20 protein-coding genes are annotated in these 24,536 nt (G+C 61.7%); 6 read left to right on the forward strand and 14 right to left on the reverse strand.

Annotated elements, in window-relative coordinates:
• Nucleotides 1-36 precede the first annotated feature (36 nt).
• Both aceK and cysK read right to left on the reverse strand, forming a co-directional pair.
• Complete coding sequence (aceK, locus tag BM116_RS12635; protein ID WP_083727462.1) at nt 37-1,752, reverse strand: bifunctional isocitrate dehydrogenase kinase/phosphatase; 1,716 nt, start codon at nt 1,750-1,752, stop codon at nt 37-39.
• Nucleotides 1,753-1,857: 105 nt separating this feature from the next.
• Nucleotides 1,858-2,832 carry a cysteine synthase A gene (gene cysK, locus BM116_RS12640; RefSeq protein WP_083727460.1) on the reverse strand — a complete coding sequence of 325 codons (975 nt, stop codon included), beginning with the start codon at nt 2,830-2,832 and terminating at the stop codon, nt 1,858-1,860.
• 110 nt (nt 2,833-2,942) lie between these two features.
• Between cysK and BM116_RS12645 the strand changes: the two genes are divergently transcribed.
• From BM116_RS12645 to BM116_RS12660, 4 genes are all read left to right on the forward strand, one after another.
• Complete coding sequence (locus tag BM116_RS12645) at nt 2,943-4,013, forward strand: DUF748 domain-containing protein (protein ID WP_083727493.1); 1,071 nt, start codon at nt 2,943-2,945, stop codon at nt 4,011-4,013.
• Between the two features lie 149 nt (nt 4,014-4,162).
• On the forward strand, nt 4,163-5,008 hold the full coding sequence (locus tag BM116_RS12650; RefSeq protein ID WP_083727458.1) for an AAA family ATPase: 846 nt from the start codon (nt 4,163-4,165) through the stop codon (nt 5,006-5,008).
• Between the two features lie 118 nt (nt 5,009-5,126).
• The gene (locus BM116_RS12655) at nt 5,127-6,305 is read left to right on the forward strand and encodes a vWA domain-containing protein (RefSeq protein ID WP_083727456.1); all 1,179 of its coding nucleotides are present in this window, start codon (nt 5,127-5,129) and stop codon (nt 6,303-6,305) included.
• 234 nt (nt 6,306-6,539) lie between these two features.
• Nucleotides 6,540-7,523 carry a hypothetical protein gene (locus tag BM116_RS12660; protein WP_083727454.1) on the forward strand — a complete coding sequence of 328 codons (984 nt, stop codon included), beginning with the start codon at nt 6,540-6,542 and terminating at the stop codon, nt 7,521-7,523.
• Here BM116_RS12660 and BM116_RS12665 read toward each other — a convergent pair.
• The 12 genes from BM116_RS12665 to tssA all read right to left on the reverse strand — a co-directional run bounded on the left by BM116_RS12665 (nt 7,520) and on the right by tssA (nt 23,222).
• Nucleotides 7,520-7,852 carry a zinc ribbon domain-containing protein YjdM gene (locus tag BM116_RS12665; protein ID WP_083727491.1) on the reverse strand — a complete coding sequence of 111 codons (333 nt, stop codon included), beginning with the start codon at nt 7,850-7,852 and terminating at the stop codon, nt 7,520-7,522. The genes BM116_RS12660 and BM116_RS12665 overlap by 4 nt on opposite strands.
• A 107-nt stretch (nt 7,853-7,959) precedes the next feature.
• Nucleotides 7,960-9,096, reverse strand: a complete 1,137-nt coding sequence (locus BM116_RS12670) for a YbaY family lipoprotein (RefSeq protein ID WP_090475194.1) — start codon at nt 9,094-9,096, stop codon at nt 7,960-7,962.
• 100 nt (nt 9,097-9,196) lie between these two features.
• Nucleotides 9,197-11,590 (reverse strand): fatty acid cis/trans isomerase, encoded by a 2,394-nt coding sequence (locus BM116_RS12675; RefSeq protein ID WP_083727452.1) that lies wholly within the window; start codon nt 11,588-11,590, stop codon nt 9,197-9,199.
• A gap of 80 nt (nt 11,591-11,670) precedes the next feature.
• Nucleotides 11,671-12,513: a DMT family transporter gene (locus BM116_RS12680; protein ID WP_083727450.1), complete on the reverse strand. Its 843-nt coding sequence runs from the start codon at nt 12,511-12,513 to the stop codon at nt 11,671-11,673.
• 57 nt (nt 12,514-12,570) lie between these two features.
• Entirely contained in the window at nt 12,571-14,082 is a 1,512-nt protein-coding gene (locus BM116_RS12685) for a sigma-54 interaction domain-containing protein (protein WP_407920316.1), read from the reverse strand.
• Nucleotides 14,083-14,092: 10 nt separating this feature from the next.
• A complete protein-coding gene (gene tssH / locus BM116_RS12690) occupies nt 14,093-16,570 on the reverse strand; it encodes a type VI secretion system ATPase TssH (RefSeq protein WP_083727447.1) in 2,478 nt (825 codons plus the stop codon).
• A complete protein-coding gene (tssG, locus tag BM116_RS12695; RefSeq protein ID WP_083727445.1) occupies nt 16,564-17,580 on the reverse strand; it encodes a type VI secretion system baseplate subunit TssG in 1,017 nt (338 codons plus the stop codon). Before tssG ends, tssH begins: the two co-directional genes overlap by 7 nt.
• A complete protein-coding gene (gene tssF, locus BM116_RS12700) occupies nt 17,544-19,322 on the reverse strand; it encodes a type VI secretion system baseplate subunit TssF (RefSeq protein WP_083727443.1) in 1,779 nt (592 codons plus the stop codon). The genes tssG and tssF overlap by 37 nt, the downstream gene beginning before the upstream one ends.
• A gap of 2 nt (nt 19,323-19,324) precedes the next feature.
• A complete protein-coding gene (gene tssE / locus BM116_RS12705; protein WP_083727441.1) occupies nt 19,325-19,753 on the reverse strand; it encodes a type VI secretion system baseplate subunit TssE in 429 nt (142 codons plus the stop codon).
• A complete protein-coding gene (tssC, locus tag BM116_RS12710; protein ID WP_083727439.1) occupies nt 19,753-21,228 on the reverse strand; it encodes a type VI secretion system contractile sheath large subunit in 1,476 nt (491 codons plus the stop codon). The genes tssE and tssC overlap by 1 nt, the downstream gene beginning before the upstream one ends.
• Before the next feature lie 12 nt (nt 21,229-21,240).
• A complete protein-coding gene (tssB, locus tag BM116_RS12715) occupies nt 21,241-21,738 on the reverse strand; it encodes a type VI secretion system contractile sheath small subunit (protein WP_083727437.1) in 498 nt (165 codons plus the stop codon).
• On the reverse strand, nt 21,738-23,222 hold the full coding sequence (tssA, locus tag BM116_RS12720) for a type VI secretion system protein TssA (protein WP_169847276.1): 1,485 nt from the start codon (nt 23,220-23,222) through the stop codon (nt 21,738-21,740). The genes tssB and tssA overlap by 1 nt, the downstream gene beginning before the upstream one ends.
• A 363-nt stretch (nt 23,223-23,585) precedes the next feature.
• Here tssA and BM116_RS12725 point away from each other — a divergent pair, with 363 nt between their 5' ends.
• Together BM116_RS12725 and BM116_RS12730 are read left to right on the forward strand one after the other, a co-directional pair.
• On the forward strand, nt 23,586-24,167 hold the full coding sequence (locus tag BM116_RS12725) for a DJ-1/PfpI family protein (RefSeq protein ID WP_083727433.1): 582 nt from the start codon (nt 23,586-23,588) through the stop codon (nt 24,165-24,167).
• Nucleotides 24,168-24,220: 53 nt separating this feature from the next.
• Nucleotides 24,221-24,532, forward strand: a complete 312-nt coding sequence (locus BM116_RS12730; RefSeq protein WP_083727431.1) for a ribbon-helix-helix domain-containing protein — start codon at nt 24,221-24,223, stop codon at nt 24,530-24,532.
• Nucleotides 24,533-24,536: the final 4 nt, after the last annotated feature.

The following is a 24,536-nucleotide window of genomic DNA, read 5'->3' on the forward strand; positions in this document are numbered from 1 at the left end:
TCCAATTTTTTTTTAAGCCCGCGCAAAGCCCCGTCCTCAGGGCGTTGCAGCCGCTCTGCGGTAGGGATAAACGTCAATCACCTGGCCGGCCTCGATCTGCGCCTGCAGGCTTTTCCAGTAGCTCGCCTCAAACAGGTCGCCATGCATGCCGGCGAACTGACGGCGGTGACGAATATCGGCAAACAGAAACACCGGGAACTCTTCCGGAAAAACGTCGTTGGGCGCGACCGAGTACCAGGGCTCGGAGGCCATCTCCTGCTCCGGGTACAGCGGCTCGGGTATGACGCGAAAGTTAACCTCGGTCAGATAGCTGATTTCGTCGTAGTCGTAGAACACCACGCGCCCGTGGCGGGTGACGCCGAAGTTTTTCAGCAGCATATCCCCGGGGAAAATATTGGCCGCTGCCAGCTCCTTGATGGCCTTGCCGTAGTCGAGCAGGGCATCGTGCGTTTGCGTTTCGCTGGCATGCTCCAGATAGATGTTCAGCGGGGTCATGCGGCGCTCGGTCCAGCAGTGGCGAATCAGGATGCTGTCGCCTTCTTCTATTACGGTAGAGGGCGCTACCTCCAGTAGCTCGCGCAGGCATTCGGGGTCGAAGCGGTCACGGGGAAAGCGGAAGTCGGCAAATTCCTGGGTGTCGGCCATGCGCCCGACGCGGTCATGACGTTTTACCAGGCGGTATTTTTCGATGACGGTTGCGCGGTCGATGTTCTTGGACGGCGCAAAGCGGTCCTTGATGATCTTGAACACGGTGTTGAAGCCGGGCAGGGTGAATACGCTCATCACCATGCCGCGCACGCCGGGTGCCATGATGAAACGATCATCTGAGTTGGCCAGGTGAGCAATCAGCGCACGATAGAATTCTGATTTGCCCTGCTTGTAAAACCCGATGGCGGTGTACAGCTCGGCCAGGTGCTTGCCGGGAATCAACTGCTTGACGAAGCCGATCAGCTCGCTGGGTACCGCACACTCGACCATGAAGTAGGAGCGGGTGAAGGAAAAGATGATCGAGACTTCGGACTCGTCGGTAATCACGGTGTCGACGCTGATGCCCTGATGTTCGCGGTGGACCAGCGGCAGCACAAACGGCCATTGCTCATGCTGGCTGATCAGGCGCCCGACCAGATAGGCGCCCTTGTTGCGATAGAACACGCTCTGCACCATCTCGGCCGTCAGGCCGCGGTCCATCTGCGCCCAATCAGGCAAGCCCTGCTGCAACTCAGTGACGATCATCTCGACATCGCGGGTCATGTCTTCCCAGGGCACATCAAAGCTGTATTCGCTGAGAATCTGATGGGCCAGATCGTGCAGCGAGCCTTCGGAAATGAAGCCGCGGGTCAGGGCGATGCGTGATGGGGGGCGGCTGACGGGCCGGGTGCTGTGCACGAACATGGTTTTATCGCTGATCTGATCGTGCTGGTGCAGGCTGCAGAAAATGGAGTTGAACCAGGTTTCGGCCAGTTCATCGTCAAAGCGCTGGTCAATCAGATGGATGTAGGCCTCACGAATTCCCGGCCATGCCTCGACGTCCAGTACCTGAGGCCCAAATGTACTCTGAGTCAGTCCGTCGGCTGTTTCCTGCACCTGCTCTTCGTAGGCGTTGATGCGCAGGGTGGACGCCTCCTGAATATCATTCCAGCGAGCTTGCTCGAAGCGCGCCCGGGCGCCGGAGGTAAGGTCGCGAAAGAGTCGACGGTAGCGGTCGAAGCCTGACAGTATCTGCTGGGCTATCTGGTCTGAAGATTGGGGCATGGAGGGCCTGCGAGCTGAGGGGCTAAAGCTCGCAGCATAGCCAGTTGGCTACCTGCGCGGCAACACCGTCGCCGAGGGCGGCGGTGTTGCGCGGTGGGTTGGCGCTTACTGAACGGTTTCCTGCTCGGTGAACAGGTCGGTAAACAGCATCGAGGACAGATAGCGCTCGCCGGAGTCCGGCAGGATGACAACGATGGTTTTGCCCTGCATGTTCGGCTCCTCGGCGACGCGCACAGCAGCCGCCATGGCCGCGCCGCAGGAGATACCCACCAGAATGCCTTCTTCGCGCATCAGGCGCAGGGCCATGTCCTTGGCTTCCTCGTCGCTGACCTGCTCAACCCGGTCGACCTGGCTAAGGTCCAGGTTGGCGGGGACAAAGCCGGCGCCAATGCCCTGAATCTTGTGCGGGCTGGGTTTTACTTCATCGCCCTGCAGCGTCTGGGTGATGACGGGCGAGGAGCTGGGCTCTACGGCGATGGAGACAATCTGCTTGCCACAGGTTTGCTTGATGTAGCGCGATACCCCGGTGATGGTGCCGCCCGTGCCGACGCCGGCAACCAGCGCGTCAATAGCGCCGTCGGTGTCTTTCCAGATTTCCGGGCCGGTGGTTTTTTCGTGGATCGCCGGGTTGGCCGGGTTTTCAAACTGCTGCAGCAGGACATAGGTGTCCGGGTGCTGAGTAGTCAGCTCCTGGGCCTTCTCGATCGCGCCTTTCATGCCCTTGGCGGGTTCGGTCAGTACCAGCTCGGCGCCGAGCGCCTTCAGCACCTTGCGGCGTTCCAGACTCATTGACGCGGGCATGGTCAGTACCAGCTTGTAGCCGCGGGCAGCGGCAACAAAGGCCAGGCCAATACCGGTGTTGCCGGAGGTTGGCTCGACGATGGTCATGCCCGGCTTGAGTCGGCCGCTGGCTTCGGCGTCCCAGATCATGCTGGCGCCAATACGGCATTTGACGGAATAGGCTGGGTTGCGGCCCTCAATCTTGGCCAGGATGGTGACGCCCTTGGGGCCCAGTCGGTTGATGCGGACCAGCGGCGTATTGCCGATGGCCTGGGAGTTGTCTGCGTAGATCCGGCTCATGGTGGCGACTCCTTGGTAACGATGGCAGCAGGGTGGGCCAATCAGCCTATGCTGGGCGGGTATTAACGTCAATTGGCTGAACCATGCGCTGCCTTGCTGGTCAATTGCGCATGACTCGTCGATCCAAGGTTGGTTGGTCCATTCTGGTTCTGCTGGCACTGCTGTTGCTGGCAGTGCATCTGCTGTTGCCGGTTTTTATCAAAGACATCATGAATCGCAAGATGGCCGATATGGGCGACTATCGTGGCCATGTGGACGATGTTGATATTGTGCTGTGGCGTGGCGCCTACCGGCTCAACCAGCTGAATATTGTCAAGGTAGACGGTGAGCAGCAGGTGCCTTTTGTGCGTTTGCCGCGCACCGATATCAAAATGCGCCTGCGCCCGCTCTGGGAGAGCGGCAGTATCGTTGCTGAGGTAGACCTGTACTCCCCGCAGCTGAATTTTGTCGACGGCGACAGTGAGCAGCAAAAGCAGACGGGCGAGGGCGTTGGCTGGCGTCAGGCGCTGCAGGAGCTGATTCCGGTGCGGCTGGACCGGGTGGAAATCTACGATGGCGAAGTGGCGTTCCGTAACTTTCACTCCGAGCCGCCGGTTAACTTGTACGTCAATCAATTGCACCTGACGGCGCACAATCTGACCAACGCCGAGCAGCGCGAAGGCGCGCGCGATGCAGACCTGCAGGGCGAAGGTTTGTTGCTTGCCCATGCGCCTGTGCAGTTTTCCTCGCGCTTCGACCCCTTGGGTGATTGGGAGAACGCCGACATGCGCTTGCGCGTAACGGATGTCGAGCTGCCGAGGCTGAATGACTTTGCCACTGCGTATGGGCGTTTTGATTTTAATGACGGCACCGGCGACCTTGTGATGGAGGCCGAGGTGCGCGACGGTCAGATGCAGGGGTATATCAAGCCGCTGGTGCGCGGTGCAGACATCTTTGATGTCCAGCAGGACTTGCGCAACCCGGACAAGAGCCTGATTCGCGGGCTGTGGGAGGCGGTTGTCGGCGGTGGACAGCAGCTGCTGCAGAATCAGCAGGCTGATCAGTTTGCCACCCGTGTCGATCTGGAAGGCTCCGTTCGTTCTCCTGATCTCAGCGCCTGGCAGGCGTTCTTCAATATTCTGCGCAATGCCTTTGTTGAGGCGTTTACCAGTCGCTTTGAACGGGTCGACCCCGACCAATAAGAGCGACTGCGTCTATCTCGTAATGGCTGATAGTCCGGCATCAGCCGGGCTTTGGTTCTGGCTGCCCGCGTTTACAGTGCAAACAGGCACAGGCTATAGTTTTCGATCTTTTTTCTGGTTCAACACGGCTTCGGCCCAAGGAATATCCGATGAAGTTCGAAGGTACTCAGTCTTACGTCGCTACCGACGACCTGAAACTGGCGGTTAACGCTGCCATCACACTGGAACGCCCGCTGCTAATCAAGGGTGAGCCGGGCACCGGTAAAACCATGCTGGCCGAACAACTGGCCGAGTCGCTGGGCGCCAAACTGATTACCTGGCACATCAAGTCCACCACCAAGGCTCACCAGGGGTTGTACGAGTACGACGCGGTCAGCCGTCTGCGTGACTCGCAGCTGGGTGTCGACAAGGTCCATGACGTTGCCAACTACATCAAAAAAGGCAAGCTGTGGGAGGCGTTCGAGTCTGAAGAGCGCGCCATCCTGCTGATCGATGAGATCGACAAGGCTGACATCGAGTTTCCGAACGACCTGCTGCAAGAACTCGACAAGATGGAGTTCTACGTTTACGAGACCAACCAGACGATCAAGGCCAAGCAGCGCCCGATCATCATCATCACCTCGAACAACGAGAAAGAGCTGCCGGATGCGTTCCTGCGCCGCTGCTTCTTCCACTACATCGCCTTCCCTGATCGCGACACCATGAAGAAAATCGTGGACGTGCACTTCCCGAAAATCGAAAGCGCACTGCTGTCCGAAGCCATGGACATCTTCTTTGATGTCCGCAAGGTGCCGGGCCTCAAGAAAAAGCCCTCTACTTCCGAGCTGGTCGACTGGCTGAAGCTGCTGATGGCCGATCAGATCCCTGAGGCCGTGCTGCGTGACCGTGATCCGACCAAGGCCATCCCGCCGCTGTATGGCGCGCTGGTCAAGAACGAGCAGGACGTGCAGCTGCTGGAGCGCCTGGCGTTCATGACGCGTCGTCAGAATCGCTAACAGGTCGTTGAAACGCTAACTGCGTGGAGATTGCGGCTTTAATGTCAGGCCTGCTGTGCCGTAGCCTGACATTGGCCGCCTCGCCGACGTTTTCAACAACCTGCCAAGGGGGTGCCCGATGTTACTGGGCCTGTTCAATGAAATGCGTGCAGCCAAGGTGCCGGTATCGGTACGCGAGCTGCTGGACCTGATCAACGCGCTGAAGCACCACGTGGTGTTCGCCGATATGGACGAGTTCTACTATTTGGCGCGCACGGTGATGGTCAAGGACGAACGCCACTTCGACAAGTTTGACCGTGCCTTTGGTGCCTATTTCAAGGGGCTGGAAAACCTTAACCAGCTGATTGAGGCGATGATTCCCGATGATTGGCTGCGCAAGGAGTTCGAGCGCATGCTGACCGAGGAAGAAAAGGCCAAGATCCAGACGCTCGGCGGACTCGACAAGCTGATCGAGGAGTTCAAAAAACGCCTTGAAGAGCAGAAAGAGCGCCATGAGGGCGGCAACAAGTGGGTTGGCACCGGTGGTACCAGTCCGTTTGGCTCCGGTGGTTTCAATCCCGAGGGGATTCGCGTCGGCGAGGCCGGCAAGCGCCAGGGCAAGGCCGTCAAGGTGTGGGATCAGCGCGAGTACAAGAACCTGGATGACCAGGTTGAACTGGGTACGCGCAATATCAAGGTCGCGCTGCGTCGCCTGCGCAAGTTCGCACGCCAGGGCGCGCACGATGAGCTGGATATCGACGGCACTATTGATCACACCGCCAAGGATGCGGGGTTGCTGAATATTCAGATGCGGCCGGAACGACGTAATGCGGTCAAGCTGTTACTGTTGTTCGATATCGGTGGCTCGATGGACGCGCACATCAAGGTGTGTGAAGAGCTGTTCTCTGCCTGCCGTACCGAGTTCAAGCACCTGGAGTATTACTACTTCCATAATTGCATTTACGAGTCGGTGTGGAAGAACAACATGCGCCGCACCAGCGAGCGTACCTCGACACTGGACCTGCTGCACAAGTACGGCCCGGACTACAAAGTGATCTTTGTGGGTGACGCTGCCATGGCGCCATACGAGATCACCCAGCCCGGCGGCAGTGTCGAGCACTGGAACGAAGAGGCTGGTTACGTCTGGATGCAGCGCTTTATGGAGAAGTACAAGAAGCTCATCTGGATCAACCCGTACCCCAAGGATGCATGGGAGTACACCTCATCCACCAAGCTGATTCGTGAGCTGGTTGAAGACAAGATGTATCCCCTGACCCTGCAGGGTCTGGAAGACGGGATGAAGTACCTTAGCAAGTAGTAGGTTTGTGCGCTCGGCCTCAGGCTCGCCTGGGGCCGAATGCCATCAGTGGTCCATGCCTTGAGTGTCTGACCTGCCGTGCCGCAATGGTGCGGATGCTTGCTGCCTGTTGTGATTTCTCTACCGAATCTGCTTGGCGCTGTCGCTAACCACTACGGGTGATGGGCGCGGGCGTCGGCCTGTGGTCAAGTGGCGGGAAACAACAATGGCAGGTTTCTCGTGCACCCCCATACCATGCCCCATAGCGTTGACGGCCGCTGGCTGCTGGCGCTGTACCTGATCATTCCGCTGTCACTGGTCGCAGTACTGGTAGACCTGCTGCTGTTCGACCGCCACTGGCAGCAGCAATGGCTGCCGGATGACCCCAACGACTGGGCTGTGTGGGCGCTGCTGTTCGGGCTGCCGCATATTGTTGCCAGCGCCATTACGGTGGCCAAGCCAACCTATATTCGCCATTTCTGGCGTCGCCTGTTGCCGGCATTGCTGGTGTTCTGCGTGATCAGCCTGTTGGGCTTGCTTGGACCGCAACCGTTGAGTTATCAGGTGCTGTTCGTGTTTTTTGCCGCTTTTACGGTATATCACGTGCTGTCGCAGCAGTTGGGTATTGGGCTGGTGCTGGCAGGGCGACGCCCGGATGCGCTGTTTCTACGCTGGAAATGGACGGCGATTGTCTGCGGCCTGGCTATTTACCTGAACGTATACGGCCAGCAGTTTCTTGGGCGGGTGCAGATTGTAGGGGTAGATCTGTATCAGTTGTTGGGTCTGGCGGGGGCGCTGCTGTGCGCCGGCCTAGTGCTGCTGACCTGGCAATTGGCGCGATTGACGGAAGGGCGACTGGGGCGTGCCTATCTGTGGGCCAATGCATTGCTGCTGCTATCTGCATTGGTAATCGACCGACTGGGCTATACGCTGTTTGTGATACTGATGCCGCGCCTGATTCATGACCTGACGGCCTACAGCGTCTACGTCACCCACGATCGCAACCGCAATCAGAGTGACCAGCCCGGGTGGCTCTACCGCTGGCTGCCACGGGCCCAGTGGCTGCCGCTGCTGTGGTTACCACTGTGTTCGGTGGCCATCGCCTGGCCGCTGAACAACCTGCAACACTACTGGCCGGTGGCGGCGCTGGTGCTGGTGGTGTCCTTCATGCATTACTACTACGAGGGCTTTGTCTGGCGCGGCGATAGTCCGCTGCGCCGACATGTGCGCTTTCGTTAGGCCTTTTTGACAAACTCTGATTTCAGCTTCATGGCACCGATACCGTCGATGCGGCAGTCGATGTCGTGGTCGCCGTCGACCAGACGGATGTTCTTGACCTTGGTGCCAACCTTGACCACCAGAGACGAGCCCTTGACCTTCAGATCTTTGATGACGGTGACAGTGTCGCCATCTAGCAGCGGGTTGCCGTTGGCGTCCTTGATGGTGTTGCTGTCGCTGTTGCTGTCCGCCTCGGACCATTCATGTGCGCATTCCGGGCACACAAACAGCAGCCCGTCCTGATAGGTGTAGGTGGATTGGCAGGCAGGGCAGTGGGGCAATTCGCTCATCATGAGGACCTTTTCTGGCTATGACCCTGCGTGCTGCAGGGTCTTTGGCGCGGCATGATGCCCCAAGCGTCCAGCCCTATGCAACCGACAGGGCTGGACGGGCGGCTTTATTCCTGCGGTTTGGCGACGATGCGGCGGTCATCGCTGCTGATCAGCAGCAGGTTGCCTTGCTCATCCAGATCAAAGCGCTGCAGGTGCTGCAGCAGATCGAACATCTGTTGATCCTGCTGCATCAGTGGCTCCAGGCAGGCGCGCATGGTCGCTGCCACGGCCTTCACGCTGAGGCCTTCGCCAGTGAGCTGATAGTTGCTGGTGAACTGGTTGCACGCGCCCTTGCCGCCAAACAGGCCGTCGGGGTTGAACTGCAGGCTGGCGGGGTGCTCGGTATCCACCGCATTCCCGTTGATGCTGACCACCTGCCAGGGGTGAGCGGTCAGCAGACTTTGTGCGGCACCGCCGCAGCCCTCCAGGCGGGTGTCGCCACTGTGTACGGTTACCCGGTAAGGGTGGGGCATGCCGGTCATGCTGTCGCGGCATAGTTGCGGTGTTACCTCGACGCGCAGCTGGTTGCTCTGGTTAGTGGCGTCAAACTGGTAGGTCTGGCCATCCATGGTGGCGCTGGGTGTGGGGGTAAGCTGCGTCGCTGTCTCGCCCTGGCGGTTGAGTGCGATGCGCTGGGTATCCATTTCGAGGGTCCAGCCCGGCTCGTTGCCGCTGGCTTGCAGCGGCAGCAGTGCACTGGCGTCAACAATCTGCGCGTCATCGGCAACACGGCCGCTGACCTTGACCATGTTCAACAGGCCGAGGTTATTGACCCGCTGACTGACATCAATGGGGTTGCTTGTGTCGGTGGTCCACAGCAGGGCGCCGTCTGCGCTGCGAATTTGTGCCGAGACACTGTAGCGCATGCGTGCATCGAACATTCGCGGCTCGACGTCCAGCTCAAAGGGCACGGGCACCTGGGTGCCGATCAGGGTGATGGTCTGTTCGGCCAACACCGCTGCAGGCGCATCTGCGCGTGAAACGTCGGATAGCTTGACCTGAGCTACGCTGCCGGGCGGCAGGGCAATGCGTTCGCGGTAGCCAATAGAGCCGGTTACCAGACGCGTCTGCGGCATCACCTGTTCCTCCTGGAGCTCTGCTTCGTCGGTGGCGCTTTCAGGCTGGCTGCTGTTGTTGGCGCAGGCGCCAAGGGCGGCACTCAGTGCGATGGGGAGCAGGTAACGGCTAGGGACTTTGGGCATGGGGTTCCCTCCAGCAAGGTCGCGTGGGCGACATGGTCCATGGATCACTTGAGTTTAAACCAGTTTGCTCGGCGCGCCGGGCAAACTGGTGTGCTTGTGTCTACAGGTTTTGATACCGATTGATATCAAACAGACCAGCCTGGGTTGGATCAGTTTCCTCTACGTACTGGCGGAAGTCCGCCAGAATCTCCCAGAATTGGGGGTGGGTGCGGCGTACGCCCCAGCGATCAGCAACCTGTTCCAGTCCTTGGCTATCCTCGGCTGCCTGCAAGGCTGCGACAAAGTCGGGCAGGGCTTGCAGCTCGACGTTGAAGCTGAAGTTCGGGTAGCTACCCAGGGTGCCTTCCATGATGGTCAGGTCATCCCGCTCTGGCTGCAGTCGGTCTTCTTCGCCAAACATGAAGGCAACGTTGCTGTGGGCGCGGTTGTGGACCAGGCTGTAGACCCAGCGCTGGTCGCCGTTGGTGACCCGCAGAAAACTGACTTCCGGCAGCAGCTTGATCACCGGCAGGCTGGCCCCTGTTGCGTGTGCCAGTGGTTGCAGCAGCGTCTGGATCTGTTGCTGCTCTGCGCTGAGGTCCGGCCGCTGGCAGTTGTTGTGTGCGCAGCGGTTCAGGGTGTCGGGCGTACCGGCAACGGCTCCGGCGCGTTCACCCAGTTGGGCGGCAAACCGCTGCAGGACGCTTCGGTTGGTTTCCAGATCGGTTTTGCTGTAGGTCAGTGCCGTTGGCGTGGTGTGATCAAAGTCGGTGTAGGCGATGGCATCCTTGAGCTGCGCGTGCCCCTGATACCACTGGTTGTACAGGGCCTGACGCTGCTCGGCCGGCACGAAGCGCAGGAAATTCTGTTCCGAGCCGTTGCGGATCAGGTCGAAGTACAGTCGGGTCTGCGCCTGATGCGACAGGCTGCCAAACACGTTGAAGTTGACCACCAGCTCGTAATAGGTGCGTTCCAGCAGAGGATAGTCCATCACCCAGATGGTGTCGGGCACGCGTCCCCAGAGCCCTTTGCGTACCGAGGCGCTGTCATGATGACGGAAGATGGTCAGCAATGCGTCCTGGTTGTAGCCCTCGCCATCCCAGAGCTCATCGAGCGTGGCACCGCTCGGCTTGCGCTGGCTGTAATGAGCGTGACGCTGCTGCAGGTACTCATTGCGTTTGCCACTGTATTTAAGCCAGGCGCTGCCCAGTGATAGCAGGTCACTGTCCTGACCGGGCAGGCCCAGCAGCGGGGTTACCTGGGCGCGGTATACAGGGTCGTTGACGTAGGCTTCCTGCGCTGGGTCTTCAAAAATGGCCCAGAACTGGTCGCGGATAACGTCGGTGGCTACCTGCCCACGGCAAACCGGCCCGCGGATAAAGGTGCGGACAAAATACTCCGCGGTGTCCAGCATGAACTCATAGCGTGCCTTGGCCGGAATGGAGGTGAAGGTGGCAAACGGGTTGGCGCGTTCGCTGTAGCCATAGCCGGGCAGCACTGCCACATTCCAGTCGTCGCTGAAGAATAGTTGTTGCCAGCGTTGCATGCGCTGGTCATCCAGTCCGTAGGTAATGTGGGTTTTTTCTACCAGCGTTTCGCGCAGTGGACGCAGACGATAAAAGAACGCCTGCTCGGGCGCATCGTTTGGTCGCACTGTACGCAGCGGCACCACCGGCTCGCCCGGCGGGGTGCTGGAGCGCACCAGTTCGTAGAAGCTGCTGCCGTTGATGCTCGGGAAGTGGATGTGAGCCACAAACAGGTGTTCGAACAGGTAACGGGAGACCAGTTGCTCGCGCTGCCCCGTCTGGTTGAAGAAGTTTTCCCAACGCGTAATGCTGGCTTGCTCTGCGGCAGAGGGTGTCCAGGGCATTGGCTCGGTGACGGCGCCTTCGGCGATCCACTGGCTAAGCCGGGCAAACTGTTCGGCGCTCAAGCCTGTTGTGGCATAGGGCATGCCCCCGTGCGGGTTGGCCTGGGCGTAGTCGGCAAAGGTGTCCAGGGTGGGGCAGCTGAAGCTGTGCGAGGTGCCAATCTTGATGGTGTCCGGCAGGCGGCTGTTGGCCGGCAACGGGTTGCGTTGACCCAGTTCAAGCATGCGAAACAGCAGTGAACCGTCGAGACCGCTTGCGACGCCTTCATCGGCATCGTGCAGCACCGAGAAAAAACCCTGCTCGCGCCACTGGGCTTCGCTTTGGGCGTCGGTTCCAAGGCGGGTCGGGAGCATATCTTCCAGGCGAGCCGCATCATAGACCTGCAATTGTGATGCGCCGCGTTTGACACCGTCGGCGCTGGTCAGCTTGAGCTGGCAGGGCGCGTCGTAGCAGCCATGGCAGGCCATGCAGCGGTTTTCCAGAATCGGCTTGATGTCGCGTTGATAGGCGAAACTTTGTTGGGGCGCCACCACAGGTTCGCTGTGGGGGTATTCGGGGATATCGCTACAGGCGATGATCAGGGCGGTGAGGGTCAGTAAACCAAAGCCGATCAACCCGCGAAGCGGGCGTGAGGCAAACTTCATGGCAGCAATCCTTTGAGGCGTAATCAGCAGCCCCGGTATGGTGCATGAAGCAGGCCCGTAAGCGCCAGTGCTTCCCGGCTTTACCTTGCCTTGGGGCCGGTAATCACCAGAGCAATGCCACCCAGAATCGCCAGAGAGGACAATACCAGCAGCATGCTGGGCGTCTCATTAAGCAGCAGCAATCCGCCGACGGCGGTAATGACCGGCACGCTGAGTTGCACACTGGCAGCGGCGCTGGCCCGCAGGCCCGGTAAGGCCGCATACCAGATGGCATAGCCCAGCCCCGAGGTCAGTGCTCCGGATGCCAGCGCATAGAGCGCGCCGCCCAGGTCGACCATCAGCCAGGGTAGCGTGATCAGTGACAGAATCAGGGTCAGAGGCACTGCTCGTGCGAAGTTGCCCGCCGTGGCTGCCAGCGGATCGGCTGCTCCCCGCCCGCGAAGCGAATACAGCCCCCAGGCGACCCCGGCGCTCAGCATGCTGATGGCAGGCAGCACCGGTGGTGCGCTGGCGCCAGGTGCCAGCATAGCCGCAAGGCCGACCAGAGCCAGGGCAAACCCTGCGGTTTGCGCTGCGCTGAGCCGTTCTCCGCGCAGCAGGCCGATGCCGAGCATGCTCACTTGCACCGCAGCAAACAGCAACAAGGCGCCGCTGGCGGCATCGAGCTGGATATAGGCCCAGGAAAACGCAGCGGCGTAGATGAACAATGCAATGGCCGAGCCCCAACTGCCGCCAGCTTCCCCGCGCTGGCGGCGGCTACGCAACAGCAGCCAAAGGACGGCTGCGCCTGAGATCAGGCGCAGGCTGGTAAAGCTCGCGGGGTCTATTGCGGTATCGCGCAGCGCCAGGCGACAGAGTACCGAGTTGCCGGCAAAGGCCAGCATCGCGAGGGTTGTCAGCAGGGACAGTCGGGCAAGTGGCATGGTGCGCTCCAGCGAAACTAGCCCCCATCTGGCCTGTTTTGCCGGTGCATCGCAATACTACTTTGGGGTGTCGGCGGTCACGCCCAGGCGCTGCATGCGATAGAGCAGGGTGCGGCGCGGCAGGCCCAAGGCCTGAGCGGTCAGGGTTTGATTGCCGCCATGCAGCTGCAACCCCTCGATCAGCAGGTTACGCTCCACTACTTCCAGCTGCTCGCGCAAGCCCAGGCGGTGTGCATGCTCCGGTGTCCCCGGCAGTTGCAGGTGCTCAGGCAGCAACAGATTGCCGTCGCACAGCAGCAGCGCGCGGGCAATCAGCCCCTTGAGCTCACGCACGTTGCCAGGGAAGCGGTGGCTGGCCAGATAAGCTAGTGCGCTGTCGCTCCAGTGACAGGGGCTGCGCTGCAGGAAGGTGCAGGTGTCGCTGGCAAAGTGCAGGGCCAGCTGGCGGATATCGCTACCGCGCTCACGCAGCGGCGGCAGCTCGATCGGGAAATGACCCAAGCGGTAATACAGATCCTCGCGAAACAGACCCCGCTGCACCTGCTCATGCAGACGCTGGTGGGTAGCGGCGATGATGCGCACGTCTACCCGATGGCTGCGGGTGCTGCCGAGCGGACGAATCTCGCCCTCCTGCAGCACGCGCAGCAACTTGGCCTGCAAGGCCAGTGGCATGTCGCCAATTTCATCGAGAAACAGGGTGCCGCCGTCAGCGGCATCAAACAAACCGGCGCGATCCTGCATGGCGCCGGTGAAGGCGCCCTTGCGGTAGCCGAACAATTCGCTTTCCAGGAGTTGCTCGGGCAGGGCGCTGCAGTTCTGGGCAATAAAGGCCTGACTGCGGCGAAAGCCGTAGTCGTGAATTGCCCGGGCCACCAGCTCCTTGCCGGTGCCGGTTTCACCACCAATCAGTACGGTGACCGGGTTATGCAATACCTTGCTGATCAGGCGGTATACCTGCTGCATCGCAGGGCTTTGGCCAATGAGCCCGAAGCTGCCGTATTCCGCTTGAGTGCTGGGCAGGGCGATGCTGTCGTCGTGGCCATGTTGCAGGTCGCGTTGCTGCTGCAACAGGCTGAGCCGGCCCAGACCGATGCTGCCCAGATGGCTCAGCGGCTCGCTCAGTGCGTCGGCGATATCGCCTTGGTGGCGCGCCAGCAGGAGCAATCCGGCCAGCTGCTGGTTGGCGTCATGCAGGGGCAGACATAGCAGGCTGCGCCAGGGATGGGCTGTCTCTGGCAGGAAGGGTGTTGCGTACAGGCTGTTGTCCAGCGCGCGCAGGTTCAGACTGCGGTTCTGGGACAGGCAGTACTGCAGCAGTTGTTGATCAAACCAGTTGGTGGGTTCTACACCGGTATCGACCTGGAGTGGCGCTCCATCGAACCACTGGCTGCTCAGGTGCAGCCCGGTGTGGGTCTTGTCTAGCAGGTAAAGTTGCGCCAGAGGGCACTGACTGAGATTACTGGCAAAGGCAAGCAACTGATGCTGCAGTTGTTGTGGCTCGCCGGCCAGCGCGGCCAGACAGGCCAGTACCGGTGCGGCGCAGCTCAGTTGGTGCGTGCTGTCCGGCAGGCCAAGGGATTCAAGCGAAGTCACAGCGAATGTCTCCCGTGTCGTCGACAGCCAGGTGCAGGGTGCGGGGGCTGGCGGCGTCAGCCAGCAGCCGATTGGCAATGGGCGCCTGGACATGACGCTCGACCCAGCGTTCGATCAGGCGCGCGCCGCCTTCGGTATGGCATTGCGTGGCGATGTGCGCCGGTAACGCAGCGTCATAGCTGACACTCAGCTGGCGAGCGCTCAGGCGGTCGGCAAGCAGCTGCAGACGCTGCCTTGCCACCGCCGCCAGCGCATCGGTGTCCATGGGGAAGTAGGGTAGTACCCGCATGCGTGCCAGCAGCGCCGGCTTGAAGTAGGCGCGCAGGCCGGGCTCGATCTGTTCGAGTAGCTCGGCGGCCTGCGGGCGCTGGGTTTGGCACAGCTGGTTGATCTGCTCGCTGGCGAGGTTGGAGGTGAGCAGAATCAGGGTGTTGCGAAAGTCGATTTCGCGCCCTTCACCATCGTTGGCGATGCCCTTGTCGAAGATCTGGTAGAACAGGTTCAGCAGTTGGGGGTGCGCCTTTTCAACTTCGTCCAGCAGTACCACCGAGTAGGGCCGCCGGCGCACGGCTTCGGTCAGCTGTCCACCTTCGCCGTAGCCCACATACCCGGGTGGCGCGCCAATGAGCCGAGCCAGACTGTGTGGCTCCTGATATTCGCCCATGTTGATGATGGTCAGAAAGTCAGGGCCGCCGTACAGCAGCTCGGCAATGGCCTCTGCCGTGGCGGTTTTGCCGACGCCACTGGGGCCGACCAGCAGAAACACGCCGCTGGGCCGATCCGGGCGGCTGAGGCCCAGCGCTGCAGCGCGCAGGCCCTGATCCAGCTCGGCGATTGCCTCGGGTTGGCCGTGCAGTCGTTGTGTCAGTTGAGCGGCAAAGCCTGCAATCTGGTCGCTGCGGCTGCCTTGCAGGCGTTCCAGCGGAATACCGGTCCAGCCGCTGACGACCTCGGCGACGGCGCGGCGGTCTACCTCGGCGCTGACCAGCGGCAGATCTTGCTGCAAGGCAAGCAGCTCGGCGCGGGCACTGCCAGGCTGCTCCTCTTTGTGCAGTTGCTCTGCCAGAGCCCGTTGCCTGGCCCACTGCTCAGACAGCGCCTGGGCTTGCTCCAGCGCGGCTGGCTGGGCGCTGTGCAGGCGGTCTAGCTGGGTGAGGTCAACGCTCAGGCCGCGCCGGTGATCCTGCTGCAGGGCCGCGCCGTGCTGCTCTAGCTGTTGTGCATGCGCCTGCAGTTGTTCTACCTCAAGCGGCGCGCAGGCCAGGTTGACGCGGGTCCGGGCGCAGGCGGTGTCCAGCAGGTCGATAGCCTTGTCTGGCAGTTGGCGGTCCGGCAGATAGCGCGCGGCCAGCTCGACTGCGGCAACCACGGCCTCATCGGTGACATGCAAACCGTGGCTGGCAGCGTAACGGGGAGCCAGCCCGCGTAATAGCGCGGTTGCCTGAGCGACATCGGGTGCATGCAGCACGACTGGTTGAAAGCGGCGAGCCAGCGCCGGGTCCTTCTCGATGTGCTTGCGGTACTCGCTCCAGGTGGTCGCTCCAATGGCCTTGAGCTGTCCGCGAGCCAACGCGGGCTTGAGCAGGTTTGCGGTATCGGCGGTGCCGGCGTCACCGCCATGGCCGATCAAGGTGTGCGCTTCATCAATGAACAGGATGATGCGTGCGCCAGGCTGGCTTGCTGCGCTGATGACACCCTGCAGGCGGCGCTCAAGCTCGCCGCGCATGCCGGCGCCGGCTTGCAGCAGGCCCAGGTCCAGGGCCAGCACGCGGTAGTCGCGCAGTGTCTCTGGTACCGCGCCGGTGATGATGCGCTGCGCCAGGCCCTCGACCAGTGCGCTTTTACCCACGCCTGCCTCGCCAAGGATCGCCGGGTTACTTTTGCGGCGGCGGCACAGGATGTCTATCAACTGCCGCAGCTCGTTTTCGCGGCCCAGGACCGGGTCCAGCTCTCCGTCTTTGGCTTGGCGGGTCAGGTCCTGGGTAAATTCCTCCAATAGCTGGTCTTGCGGCTCAGGCTCGCTACCGTGCGCGTTGTCATCCAACCCGAGCATTTGCTCTGCGCTGAGCATCGCCAGCAGTTCTGGGTTGGCTGGTGGGCTGCGCAGCCAGGCCAGCAGCAGTGCTCGCTGGTCGATGAGACGCCGTTGCAGCTCGGTGCTGGCAAGCAGCAGTGCGTCCTGCAGCCAGCCGATCAGTGTATTAGACAGAACCGGGTTGCGCTGCGCCTCGGCAGGAGAGCCGGCAAGCTGCAGGGCCGCTGCGATAACCTCGGGTTCCTGGCCGCTGGCAAGCAGGGCGCGCTGCAGCAGGCTGTCCGGTCGTTGCAGCAGACTCAGCAGCAGGTCTTCAGGCTGAACGCTGTGGCCGCCGCGCTGCAGGCAGTGCGCTGCGGCAGTTTCAAGGTCGCGGCGCAGATCCAGGCTGAGCAGGCGTATGAGTTGGTGCAGGTCGATATTCAGCATGGGGCGGTGTCTCGTCGGTTGGGTGCCAGCCGGATCAGCGCATCGCCCTCAGGCTCCCCGAGCCAGCTGGTCCAACCCAGGTGGCAGGGGTTGCGTTGGCCGATGCGCAGTTCGCGCAGCTCGTCACGGCGCAGCTGCAACTGCAGGTCGTACTGCAGGGGCGTGCGCAGCACAAATCTGAGCAGGGCACAGAGCGGGGCGTGGTCCTGCCCGGGGGGCAGAAAGCGGTGAAAGTCGTTCCAGTCGAGCTGGCGCAGATGAACCCGAAAGCGGCCGCTACCATCAACAACGGCGTTGCCGAGCACGCAGTCGCTGGCCAGCGTGCTGTTGTGTTGACCGAGTTGGCATAGCTGCTCGGGCGGAATCTCGATGCGCTGGGCCAGACACTGTTCCAGCTCGATATGCGGGTAACGGAAGTAGTAGCGCAATACGGCGCAGACCAGCTCGGCAGACTGGCTGCGCATGCCGATGAGGCCCAGATAAGGCAGCAGTCGCCGCGGTTCCAGGCCGACATCGGCGCCATCGCAGTCAAGCCCGGCTGTGGCCAACAGACGCTGTGATAGCTGATCACTGGCGCCGCCCTGAAACCGGCTGTAGTACCGGTATTTTTGCCAGATAGGCAGCAGCAGGCGTTGCAGGCGGTCGTTGAACAGATCCAGCAGGTCGCGGATGCTGCGGCTGCCGGCGTCCTCACCGAGGGCTTGCTCGACATAGCTTGCCGGCAGCGGTGAAGCTGCACCACTCAGCGCGATCAGGTTGAGCTGCAGATGACAGTGCAGGCCGTCCGCGCGCTGTTCGAAGGTCAGCTGTTCGATATCACGGGTGGCGAAGCCCAGGCTCGGGTTGGCGCTGAAGCTGATGCGGCGGTACAGCGCTTGCGGGCCGAGTGTCGGGTGTTGCAGCTGCAGCTGGTCCATCAGCCTGAGCAGAGCTTGGTACAGGCTGTAGTGTTGAATGTCCCGCTGCAGGCGGGTCAGAACAGGGGCTGTTGGCCCATGCGCGGCACCCATTGATAGGCATCCCCCTGTAGTGTGCTGACGGACAGCTCGTGGTAGGTGTTCAGGCCGGCGTGGTGGGCCAGAAATTCGTTGAGCACCGAGCAGAACAGGTAGAGGTCGCCGGCGCCGTTGTAGCGCTGCGCGTCGAGCTGCAATTCGGTGCGAATACCGCGCAGCGGCAGTCCTTGCTGCAGCCGCGCGACTTGGCGATGGGCAACCCGGATCAGGCCGTCCAGGCGCTGTTGGCTGACGCGCGCGGCCTGCTGATCGTAGTGGCGCGGCAGGTCGTAGGAGCCGAGTACCCGGCGCAAGGCGCCGATGTCTTCCAGGCTCTGGTAGTTCAGCGCCATGTTGCTGATCAGCCGCCACAGACCGTCTTCATGCAATGGTGGCGCGTAGCTGGGCGTTACCCGCCCGATATTGCGAAACTGGATAAACTCGGGCGTGCCCTCGCAGGGCAGACAGATGTCGCCTTGTGCCAGCCGGGTGGGCAGGTGATGGTTGGTGCAGGTCAGCTCTACCGACAGGGTTTCTTGCTGGTCCTGGGCTTGCGGAGCAAAACACAGGTAGCTGTCAGGGTTGTCACCCAGTAGCGAGGGATATTGCCGCAGGCTATAGCAGGGCACAGGCTCGCTGCTGCCCAGGCGTCGGTCGTGTTCGAAGGCCTCGAACGGCGCGTAGCGGCGGTAGCCCATGCCGCCGGGCTTCCAGCCGGTGACGCGGTCAACCGAGAAAATGCCGCAGTGTTCCCCAGGCAGCTCAGAGGGGCGCAGTAGGTAACGGTCCTGTCGGCCGTCCAGCCGAATGGGGGTGGCGTCGTGGGCGAAGAGGTTGACGATTGGCGCACAGTGCAGGCGCAGATGTTCCCGGCCCGGGCTGATCTGCCGGCAGTCCGGATGACGCAGCTCGAACTGCAGAGATAGCGCGCGCGCAGTTTTCAGGCTGTCGCCGGCGCGCTGCTGCCACTGCTCAAGGCCCTTGAGCTCGACAAACAGAAACTTCTCCGCAAAGGCAAAGTACTCCTGCAGGTGCCGGTAGCCGTTAAAGGTGTTATCGGCATAGGGCAGCAGAGCCTGTTCAGCCTCAAAGCCGGCCGCCGTCAGGTGGTCAGATGGCAGGGTGAGTGAGCAATGCTCTGCGCCCAGAGGCTGGCCGTCGGCATCCAGTGCCTGCACGCCGATGCTTTGCAGGTGCTGGGTCAGAAACAGGTAGAGATTACGGCTGACGTGCTCGTCGCCGCTTAGGTGCAGGCGCAGGGTGTCGAGCTTTACGCTGTTGAGGCTGCCTTCGGCCGTCAGCTGCAGGCGCAGTTCCAGCCGCGCGCCCAGACTGTGGCTGTGGTAGCTGACATGTTCGAGGTCCAGTGGCAGCAGGCGGGTGGGGCCGGCGGTGCGAAAACGGCAGCGCACGCCGTCGACCGGGTGTGATTCTACCGGTGTCTGTGCCAGGACCAGCAGCTCAGGTAGCGGGCGCTTGAGAGGTTCAAACTGCAGCATGGCGAAGGATGGCAGGGGCCGCATGCAGTTGGGCCACAGCAGGTGCATCAGCGAGTGAGTCAGCTCGGGGAGCTCGTCATCCAGCTTTTGGCGCAGTCGCCCGGTCAGGAAGGCAACCCCTTCTAGCAGGCGCTCAACGTCCGGGTCGCTGCTGCTGCTCTCCAAATAGGGGGCCAGGGCCGGGTTGCGGCGGGCAAACTCACGGCCCTGCTCGCGCAGTGCGCTGAGTTCGCTCTGGTAATAGTGGTTGAAGGACATGCTCAGTGCGACCCGCTGTGCATGACCTGGGTCTGGCCCTGGCCGTCCAGCTCGATGCAAAAGCTTACTGGCTGTTGCAGATCGCCAACATTCAATCTGGCGTGGATGTCGAAGGTCAGATGCAGGGGATCAGCGCCGTCACCTTTACTGACCACGCGTACCTGCTGCAGGCGGGGTTCATAGGTGTTGATGAAGCGCTCTATGGCCATGCGTGCCTGCTGACGGGTGTCGTGCAGCGACAGGCGCATATCGTTGAGCTCGGGCAGGCCGTAGTCCGGCAGCATCTGGACGCTGCCGGCCCGCGCACTGAGCATGCGCGTCAGGTGGTTGGCGATAGAGGCGCTGACGCTGAGTTCGCGCGGCTGGTGTCCGCGCGCCTGGGCGCTGCCGCCCAAGCGCTCGAACAGGGTGCCGTAGTACGGGGCCGCCATCAGTCTCGATCCAGTTTGCCGACCAGCGACAGGGTAAAGTCGGCGCCCATGTACTTGAAGTGCGGCCGCACGCTGAGGCTGACCCGGTACCAACCCGGTTGACCTGCGACGTCCTGCACTTGCACTTCAGCGGCTCGCAAGGGGCGACGGCCGCGTACCTCGGCGCTTGGGTTGTCCTGGTCAGCCACGTATTGACGAATCCACTTGTTCAGCTCCAGCTCCAGATCGGTGCGCTCTTTCCATGCGCCGATCTGTTCGCGCTGCAGCACCTTCAGGTAGTGGGCCAGGCGGTTGACGATGAACAGGTAGGGCAACTGAGTGCCGAGGCGAAAGTTCAGTTCGGCGTTCTTGCCTTCTTCGCTATTGCCAAAGAAACGGGCCTTCTGGGTGGAGTTGGCAGAGAAGAACGCGGCGTTGTCGCTGCCCTTGCGCATGGTCAGCGCGATAAATCCGGCGTCTGCCAGCTCGTATTCGCGTCGATCGGATACCAGTACCTCGGTGGGTATCTTGGTTTCGATTTCGCCCATGCTGGCAAAGTGGTGCAGCGGCAGGTCGTCGACTGCGCCGCCACTTTGCGGGCCGATGATATTGGGGCACCAGCGATAGCGCGCAAAGCTGTCGGTCAGGCGGGTAGCGAAGGTAAAGGCGGTGTTGCCCCAGAGGTAGTGTTCATGGCTGTCGCTGACCGACTCGCGGTAGGCGAAGCTGCGGACCGGGTTGTCCTCGGGGTCGTAGGGGGTGCGCAGCAGAAAGCGCGGCAGGGTGAGGCCGACGTAGCGCGCATCTTCGCTCTCGCGAAAGCCTTGCCACTTGGCGAATTGCGGGCCGTCGAAGTGATCCTTGAGGTCTTTCAGGTCGGGCAGGCCGGTGTAACTGTCCAGCCCAAAAAAGCCAGCGCCGGCGGCGGCGATGAAGGGCGCGTGGGCCATGCTGGCAACCCCGGCCACTTGCTGCAGCAGGCGGATATCCTGAGTGCCGGGGCCAAATTCGTAGTTGGCGATCATGGCGCCAACGGGCTGCCCGCCAAACTGGCCGTACTCTGCTGTATAGACATGTTTGTACAGGCCGGATTGAACCAGTTCCGGGCTGTCTTCAAAGTCATCGAGCAGATCCTGTTTGGAGGCGTTGATCAGCTCCAGGCGGATGTTTTCACGAAAGTCGGTGCGCTCTACCAGCAACTTCAGGCCCCGCCATGCAGACTCAAGCTGCTGAAAGTCGGGGTGGTGCAGAATGCTGTCCATCTGCCGGCTGAGTTTGCTGTCAATCTCGGCGATCATGCGATCTACCAGCGCTTTTTTTACCGGCTCACGTTGGTTGTGCGGTTTCAGCAACTCGCTGATAAAGGCCGAGACGCCCCGCCGGGCGATGGCATAGGACTCGTCTTCGGGGTGCAGGTGGGTTTCGGCGATAACGCGATCCAGCAGGCTGTCGCTGGTCTGGCTGGCGCTACCTTGTACGGCGGCGTGTGTACTCATGGCAGTCTCCGGTCAGGCGTTGTCGGCCAGCCCCAGCTCAGCCAGGACCTGGCTGCGGGCGTGTTCATCGTTAAGTAGCGCTTCAATCGCACGGCGAAAGGCGGGGGTGTTGCCCAGCGGCCCCTTGAGGGCCACCAGCGCTTCGCGCAGCTCCATTAGCTGCCCCAGTTCGGGAACCTGCTGCACCAGACTGGCGGGGTTGAAGTCGCGCATGGAGCGAATGTCCAGCTGCACCGGCAGGTCGTTTTCGTTGTCTGCCTCGTCCTGCAGGCGATTGGGTACGGTGAAGGCCAGCGACAGTTCCTGCTTGGCCAGCACGTCGTCAAAGCTGTTGGCGTCGACGGCAATCGGCTTGCGCTGCTCGATGCTGCGTTCGTCCTGGCGCTGGGTGAAGTCACCGAGCACCACCAGCTTGAGCGGCAGTTCGACATCCTGCTGCACGTCGCCGGTATTGGGTGTAAAGGTGACGTTGACTCGCTCACGCGGGGCGACGCTGTTGTCTTTGGCCATCAGGGCTCTCCTTGCAGGGCAGGCCGGGCGGCCTGATCGAGGGTGTGTTCGATATCCAGCCAGGCCAATTGCTGTTGCAAGGCCTGCTGGCTGGTTTTGTCACGGGGCAGGCTGACACTGCTTTGCTGCAACAGGCGCAGGGTGTCGATCAGCAGTCTGGGCTCCCACAACGCCAGGGACTGGTTGGCTTGCAGCTGTTGCCGGATGCATTCGAGCAGGGCGCGCGCCTGATCGGCCTGGCCGTTGTGCAGGTGCAGGCGCGCCAACTCAAGGCGGGCAATGACACGGGGGCGCTCGCCTGGCTGGCCCTGCACCTGGCGTTGCAACTCCGCGGCGGCTGCAGCAAAGCCATTGCGTTGCAGTATCTCAACGGGGCTGGCGTCGTCGTTTGGGGCCCTCGCTTCCGGCGCAGCTGCGGGCGTGCTGGCGATCCATTGGCGGGTGGTTTGACTGGCAAAAGGGGTGCCGTCGCTGAAGCGCAGGTGTTCCAGCCCGGGCAGGTCGCGCAGTAGTTGCTGCAGTTGCAGGCGTAGCTGATCGGCAGCGTTGCTGGCGCTGATGGCCTGACAGCATTGCCAGGCCAAGTGGTGGCCGTCCAGCCAGAAGGGGGCGCGGCGCAGGCTATTTTCGATCTCATGCAAGAGCTGGCGCGGATCGCCGCTGTGCAATTGCTCGGTATAACGGTTCACGCGCTCCGGCGGCCGGGGGCGTAGTTGGGTGATCAGCTCCGCATTGTGGCTCGGCAGCGTCGACAGGCTGGCGCGAATCAGGGTGCGGGTCAGGTTGATGGCGTGGTGCTCTTGCGCCCCGTCGCCCAGCCACCACTGCAGCAGCGGTGCCGCGCAGTCCTGTAGGTGCTTCAGGCGTTGCTGGGCCTCGCGTTCGCTGTTGATTACGCTGTTGTCGACGGCTGATGCCACCGGCGCCGCTGATGGCGCCTGACTGGCTGGTGCCTGCGCGGGTTCTTGCTCTGCAGGTGCGGCGCTGTCGAGCTGTTGGGCCAAGTGCTGCCAGCTATCACTCTGGTCGTTGTCGATGGCCCGCAGGGCGCTGGCCAATCGCTCCATGCTGCTGCGCAGCGCACGGCGAAGCGGCTCCTGGCTGGCGGCAAGCTCGGGGTGCTCGGCCAGTCTGCCATGTAGCCAGCTGAGGGCGGCCAGGCGCCCGCGCAGGCGTGGTGGCTGGCTGCTGGCCCAGTGATGGGTAATCAGGGTTTCAAGCGCTTGCAGCGCAGGCACTAGCCCGGAGCAGCCCTGCAGCTGCAGGCAACTTAGGCTGTACCAGCAACTGACGTGCAAATCGTGGCCCAGGGGCATGAGGTGCGCCCCAAGCGTTTGCACCTGCTGCCAGTCGGGCGCTTGATCAGCATGCACGGATGCCAGTTTGCCGATTTCGGCCTCCAGCAACACAAACTCCTCGCTGGCGCGCAGGTCGTTATTGGCTGCGCGGGCGCCGGACTGGTCGAGGCTGGGTGATGGCAGCATGTTGACGTTCCTGTCCCCTGGTTGGCGATACATCCTGTTCGCCCTTGATGCATGACGTTGTTTGTCGAGCGGCGCATGCTAGGTAGCACGCCCCTTCGCTGGCAAACGTCGGGTCTGTGAGCTGGTTAGCGCTTAGGGGGTGGATTAATCGAGCTTTGGCTCCTTGGGTGACGGTCGGTTTTTATTTAAAACAACGGGTTACAAGAGGCTTGTCAGGCTTTTTGTCTGGGTTGGGGCGGTCTGTGGTGGGTTCGGGGTTCTGTGCGCCAGTCATCATTTGTTGGGTGTAGTAACCCGCTGTTACCCCTTTTCTGGGGAGCCGGCGCATGATGGTGTTCTACTCAAACGCATGGAGGATGCGACGTGTCGACCAAGAAAATTCTGCTGCTTGCCGGGGACTTTACTGAAGACTACGAGACCATGGTGCCGTTTCAGGCGCTGACCATGCTCGGTTATCAGGTTGATGCGGTGTGCCCGGATAAGGCGGCGGGTGATACCGTGAAAACCGCAATTCACGATTTTGAGGGTGATCAGACCTACACAGAAAAACCCGGCCACCTATTTGCCCTGACCGCTGATTTCGACAGCGTGAAGGTGGAGGATTATGTGGGGCTGGTGGTGCCGGGTGGCCGCGCACCGGAGTATCTGCGCCTGAATGAGCGCGTGATCGAGATCGTGCAGGGCTTTGCTGCTGCGGACAAGCCCATCGCGGCGGTTTGCCATGGCGCCCAATTGCTCGCCGCTGCTGGTATCCTGCAGGGCCGTGAATGCAGTGCTTACCCTGCATGTGGGCCGGACGTGCGCATGGCCGGTGGCACCTACATCGACATTCCGGCTGATCAGGTCCATGTGCAGGGCAACCTGGTCACGGCGCCCGCCTGGCCGTCGCATCCGCGTTGGCTGGCTGCGTTCGTCAAGGTGCTGGGCGCGCGCATTGAGCTGTAGCTGCACTGACCCAACCGTATTTGCCGGGCTGTTAACGCCTGCAGGAGAGCCGTATGTGTGAACTCTACGTCAAGGCCGATCCGATTCTTTACGAATCGCGCTCACGCTCGTTACGTATCCGCGGTGTGGTCACAACACTGCGCCTGGAAAATCAGTTCTGGGACATCCTGCAGGAGATCGCCGAGGTCGATGGGATGACGACCAATCAGCTGATCACCAAGTTGTATGACGAGGTCATGGAGCTGCGCGGGGAGGTGGTCAATTTTGCCTCGTTTCTGCGTGTGAGCTGCACCCGCTACCTGTCTCAGCGTGAGGCACGTGTGGTGCCCTTGGCGCTGGTCGGGCGCAGTACAGCGCAAGGCTGAATTG

The sequence above is a fragment of the Halopseudomonas pachastrellae genome, assembly GCF_900114765.1.
In the GTDB taxonomy this organism is placed as follows: Bacteria; Pseudomonadota; Gammaproteobacteria; order Pseudomonadales; family Pseudomonadaceae; genus Halopseudomonas; species Halopseudomonas pachastrellae.

Excerpts from the sequence above, each read along its gene's own strand:
- tssE (WP_083727441.1), bottom strand. The coding sequence starts at position 19,753 with ATGGCGGCCCCGTACTACGGCACCCTGTTCGAGCGCTTGGGCGGCAGC.
- BM116_RS12645 (WP_083727493.1), top strand. The coding sequence starts at position 2,943 with ATGACTCGTCGATCCAAGGTTGGTTGGTCCATTCTGGTTCTGCTGGCA.
- tssH (WP_083727447.1), bottom strand. The coding sequence starts at position 16,570 with ATGCTGAATATCGACCTGCACCAACTCATACGCCTGCTCAGCCTGGAT.
- BM116_RS12650 (WP_083727458.1), top strand. The coding sequence starts at position 4,163 with ATGAAGTTCGAAGGTACTCAGTCTTACGTCGCTACCGACGACCTGAAA.
- aceK (WP_083727462.1), bottom strand. The coding sequence starts at position 1,752 with ATGCCCCAATCTTCAGACCAGATAGCCCAGCAGATACTGTCAGGCTTC.
- BM116_RS12660 (WP_083727454.1), top strand. The coding sequence starts at position 6,540 with ATGCCCCATAGCGTTGACGGCCGCTGGCTGCTGGCGCTGTACCTGATC.
- tssC (WP_083727439.1), bottom strand. The coding sequence starts at position 21,228 with ATGAGTACACACGCCGCCGTACAAGGTAGCGCCAGCCAGACCAGCGAC.
- BM116_RS12730 (WP_083727431.1), top strand. The coding sequence starts at position 24,221 with ATGTGTGAACTCTACGTCAAGGCCGATCCGATTCTTTACGAATCGCGC.
- cysK (WP_083727460.1), bottom strand. The coding sequence starts at position 2,832 with ATGAGCCGGATCTACGCAGACAACTCCCAGGCCATCGGCAATACGCCG.
- BM116_RS12655 (WP_083727456.1), top strand. The coding sequence starts at position 5,127 with ATGTTACTGGGCCTGTTCAATGAAATGCGTGCAGCCAAGGTGCCGGTA.
- BM116_RS12680 (WP_083727450.1), bottom strand. The coding sequence starts at position 12,513 with ATGCCACTTGCCCGACTGTCCCTGCTGACAACCCTCGCGATGCTGGCC.
- BM116_RS12665 (WP_083727491.1), bottom strand. The coding sequence starts at position 7,852 with ATGAGCGAATTGCCCCACTGCCCTGCCTGCCAATCCACCTACACCTAT.
- tssF (WP_083727443.1), bottom strand. The coding sequence starts at position 19,322 with ATGTCCTTCAACCACTATTACCAGAGCGAACTCAGCGCACTGCGCGAG.
- tssA (WP_169847276.1), bottom strand. The coding sequence starts at position 23,222 with ATGCTGCCATCACCCAGCCTCGACCAGTCCGGCGCCCGCGCAGCCAAT.
- BM116_RS12675 (WP_083727452.1), bottom strand. The coding sequence starts at position 11,590 with ATGAAGTTTGCCTCACGCCCGCTTCGCGGGTTGATCGGCTTTGGTTTA.
- BM116_RS12670 (WP_090475194.1), bottom strand. The coding sequence starts at position 9,096 with ATGCCCAAAGTCCCTAGCCGTTACCTGCTCCCCATCGCACTGAGTGCC.
- tssB (WP_083727437.1), bottom strand. The coding sequence starts at position 21,738 with ATGGCCAAAGACAACAGCGTCGCCCCGCGTGAGCGAGTCAACGTCACC.
- tssG (WP_083727445.1), bottom strand. The coding sequence starts at position 17,580 with ATGGGTGCCGCGCATGGGCCAACAGCCCCTGTTCTGACCCGCCTGCAG.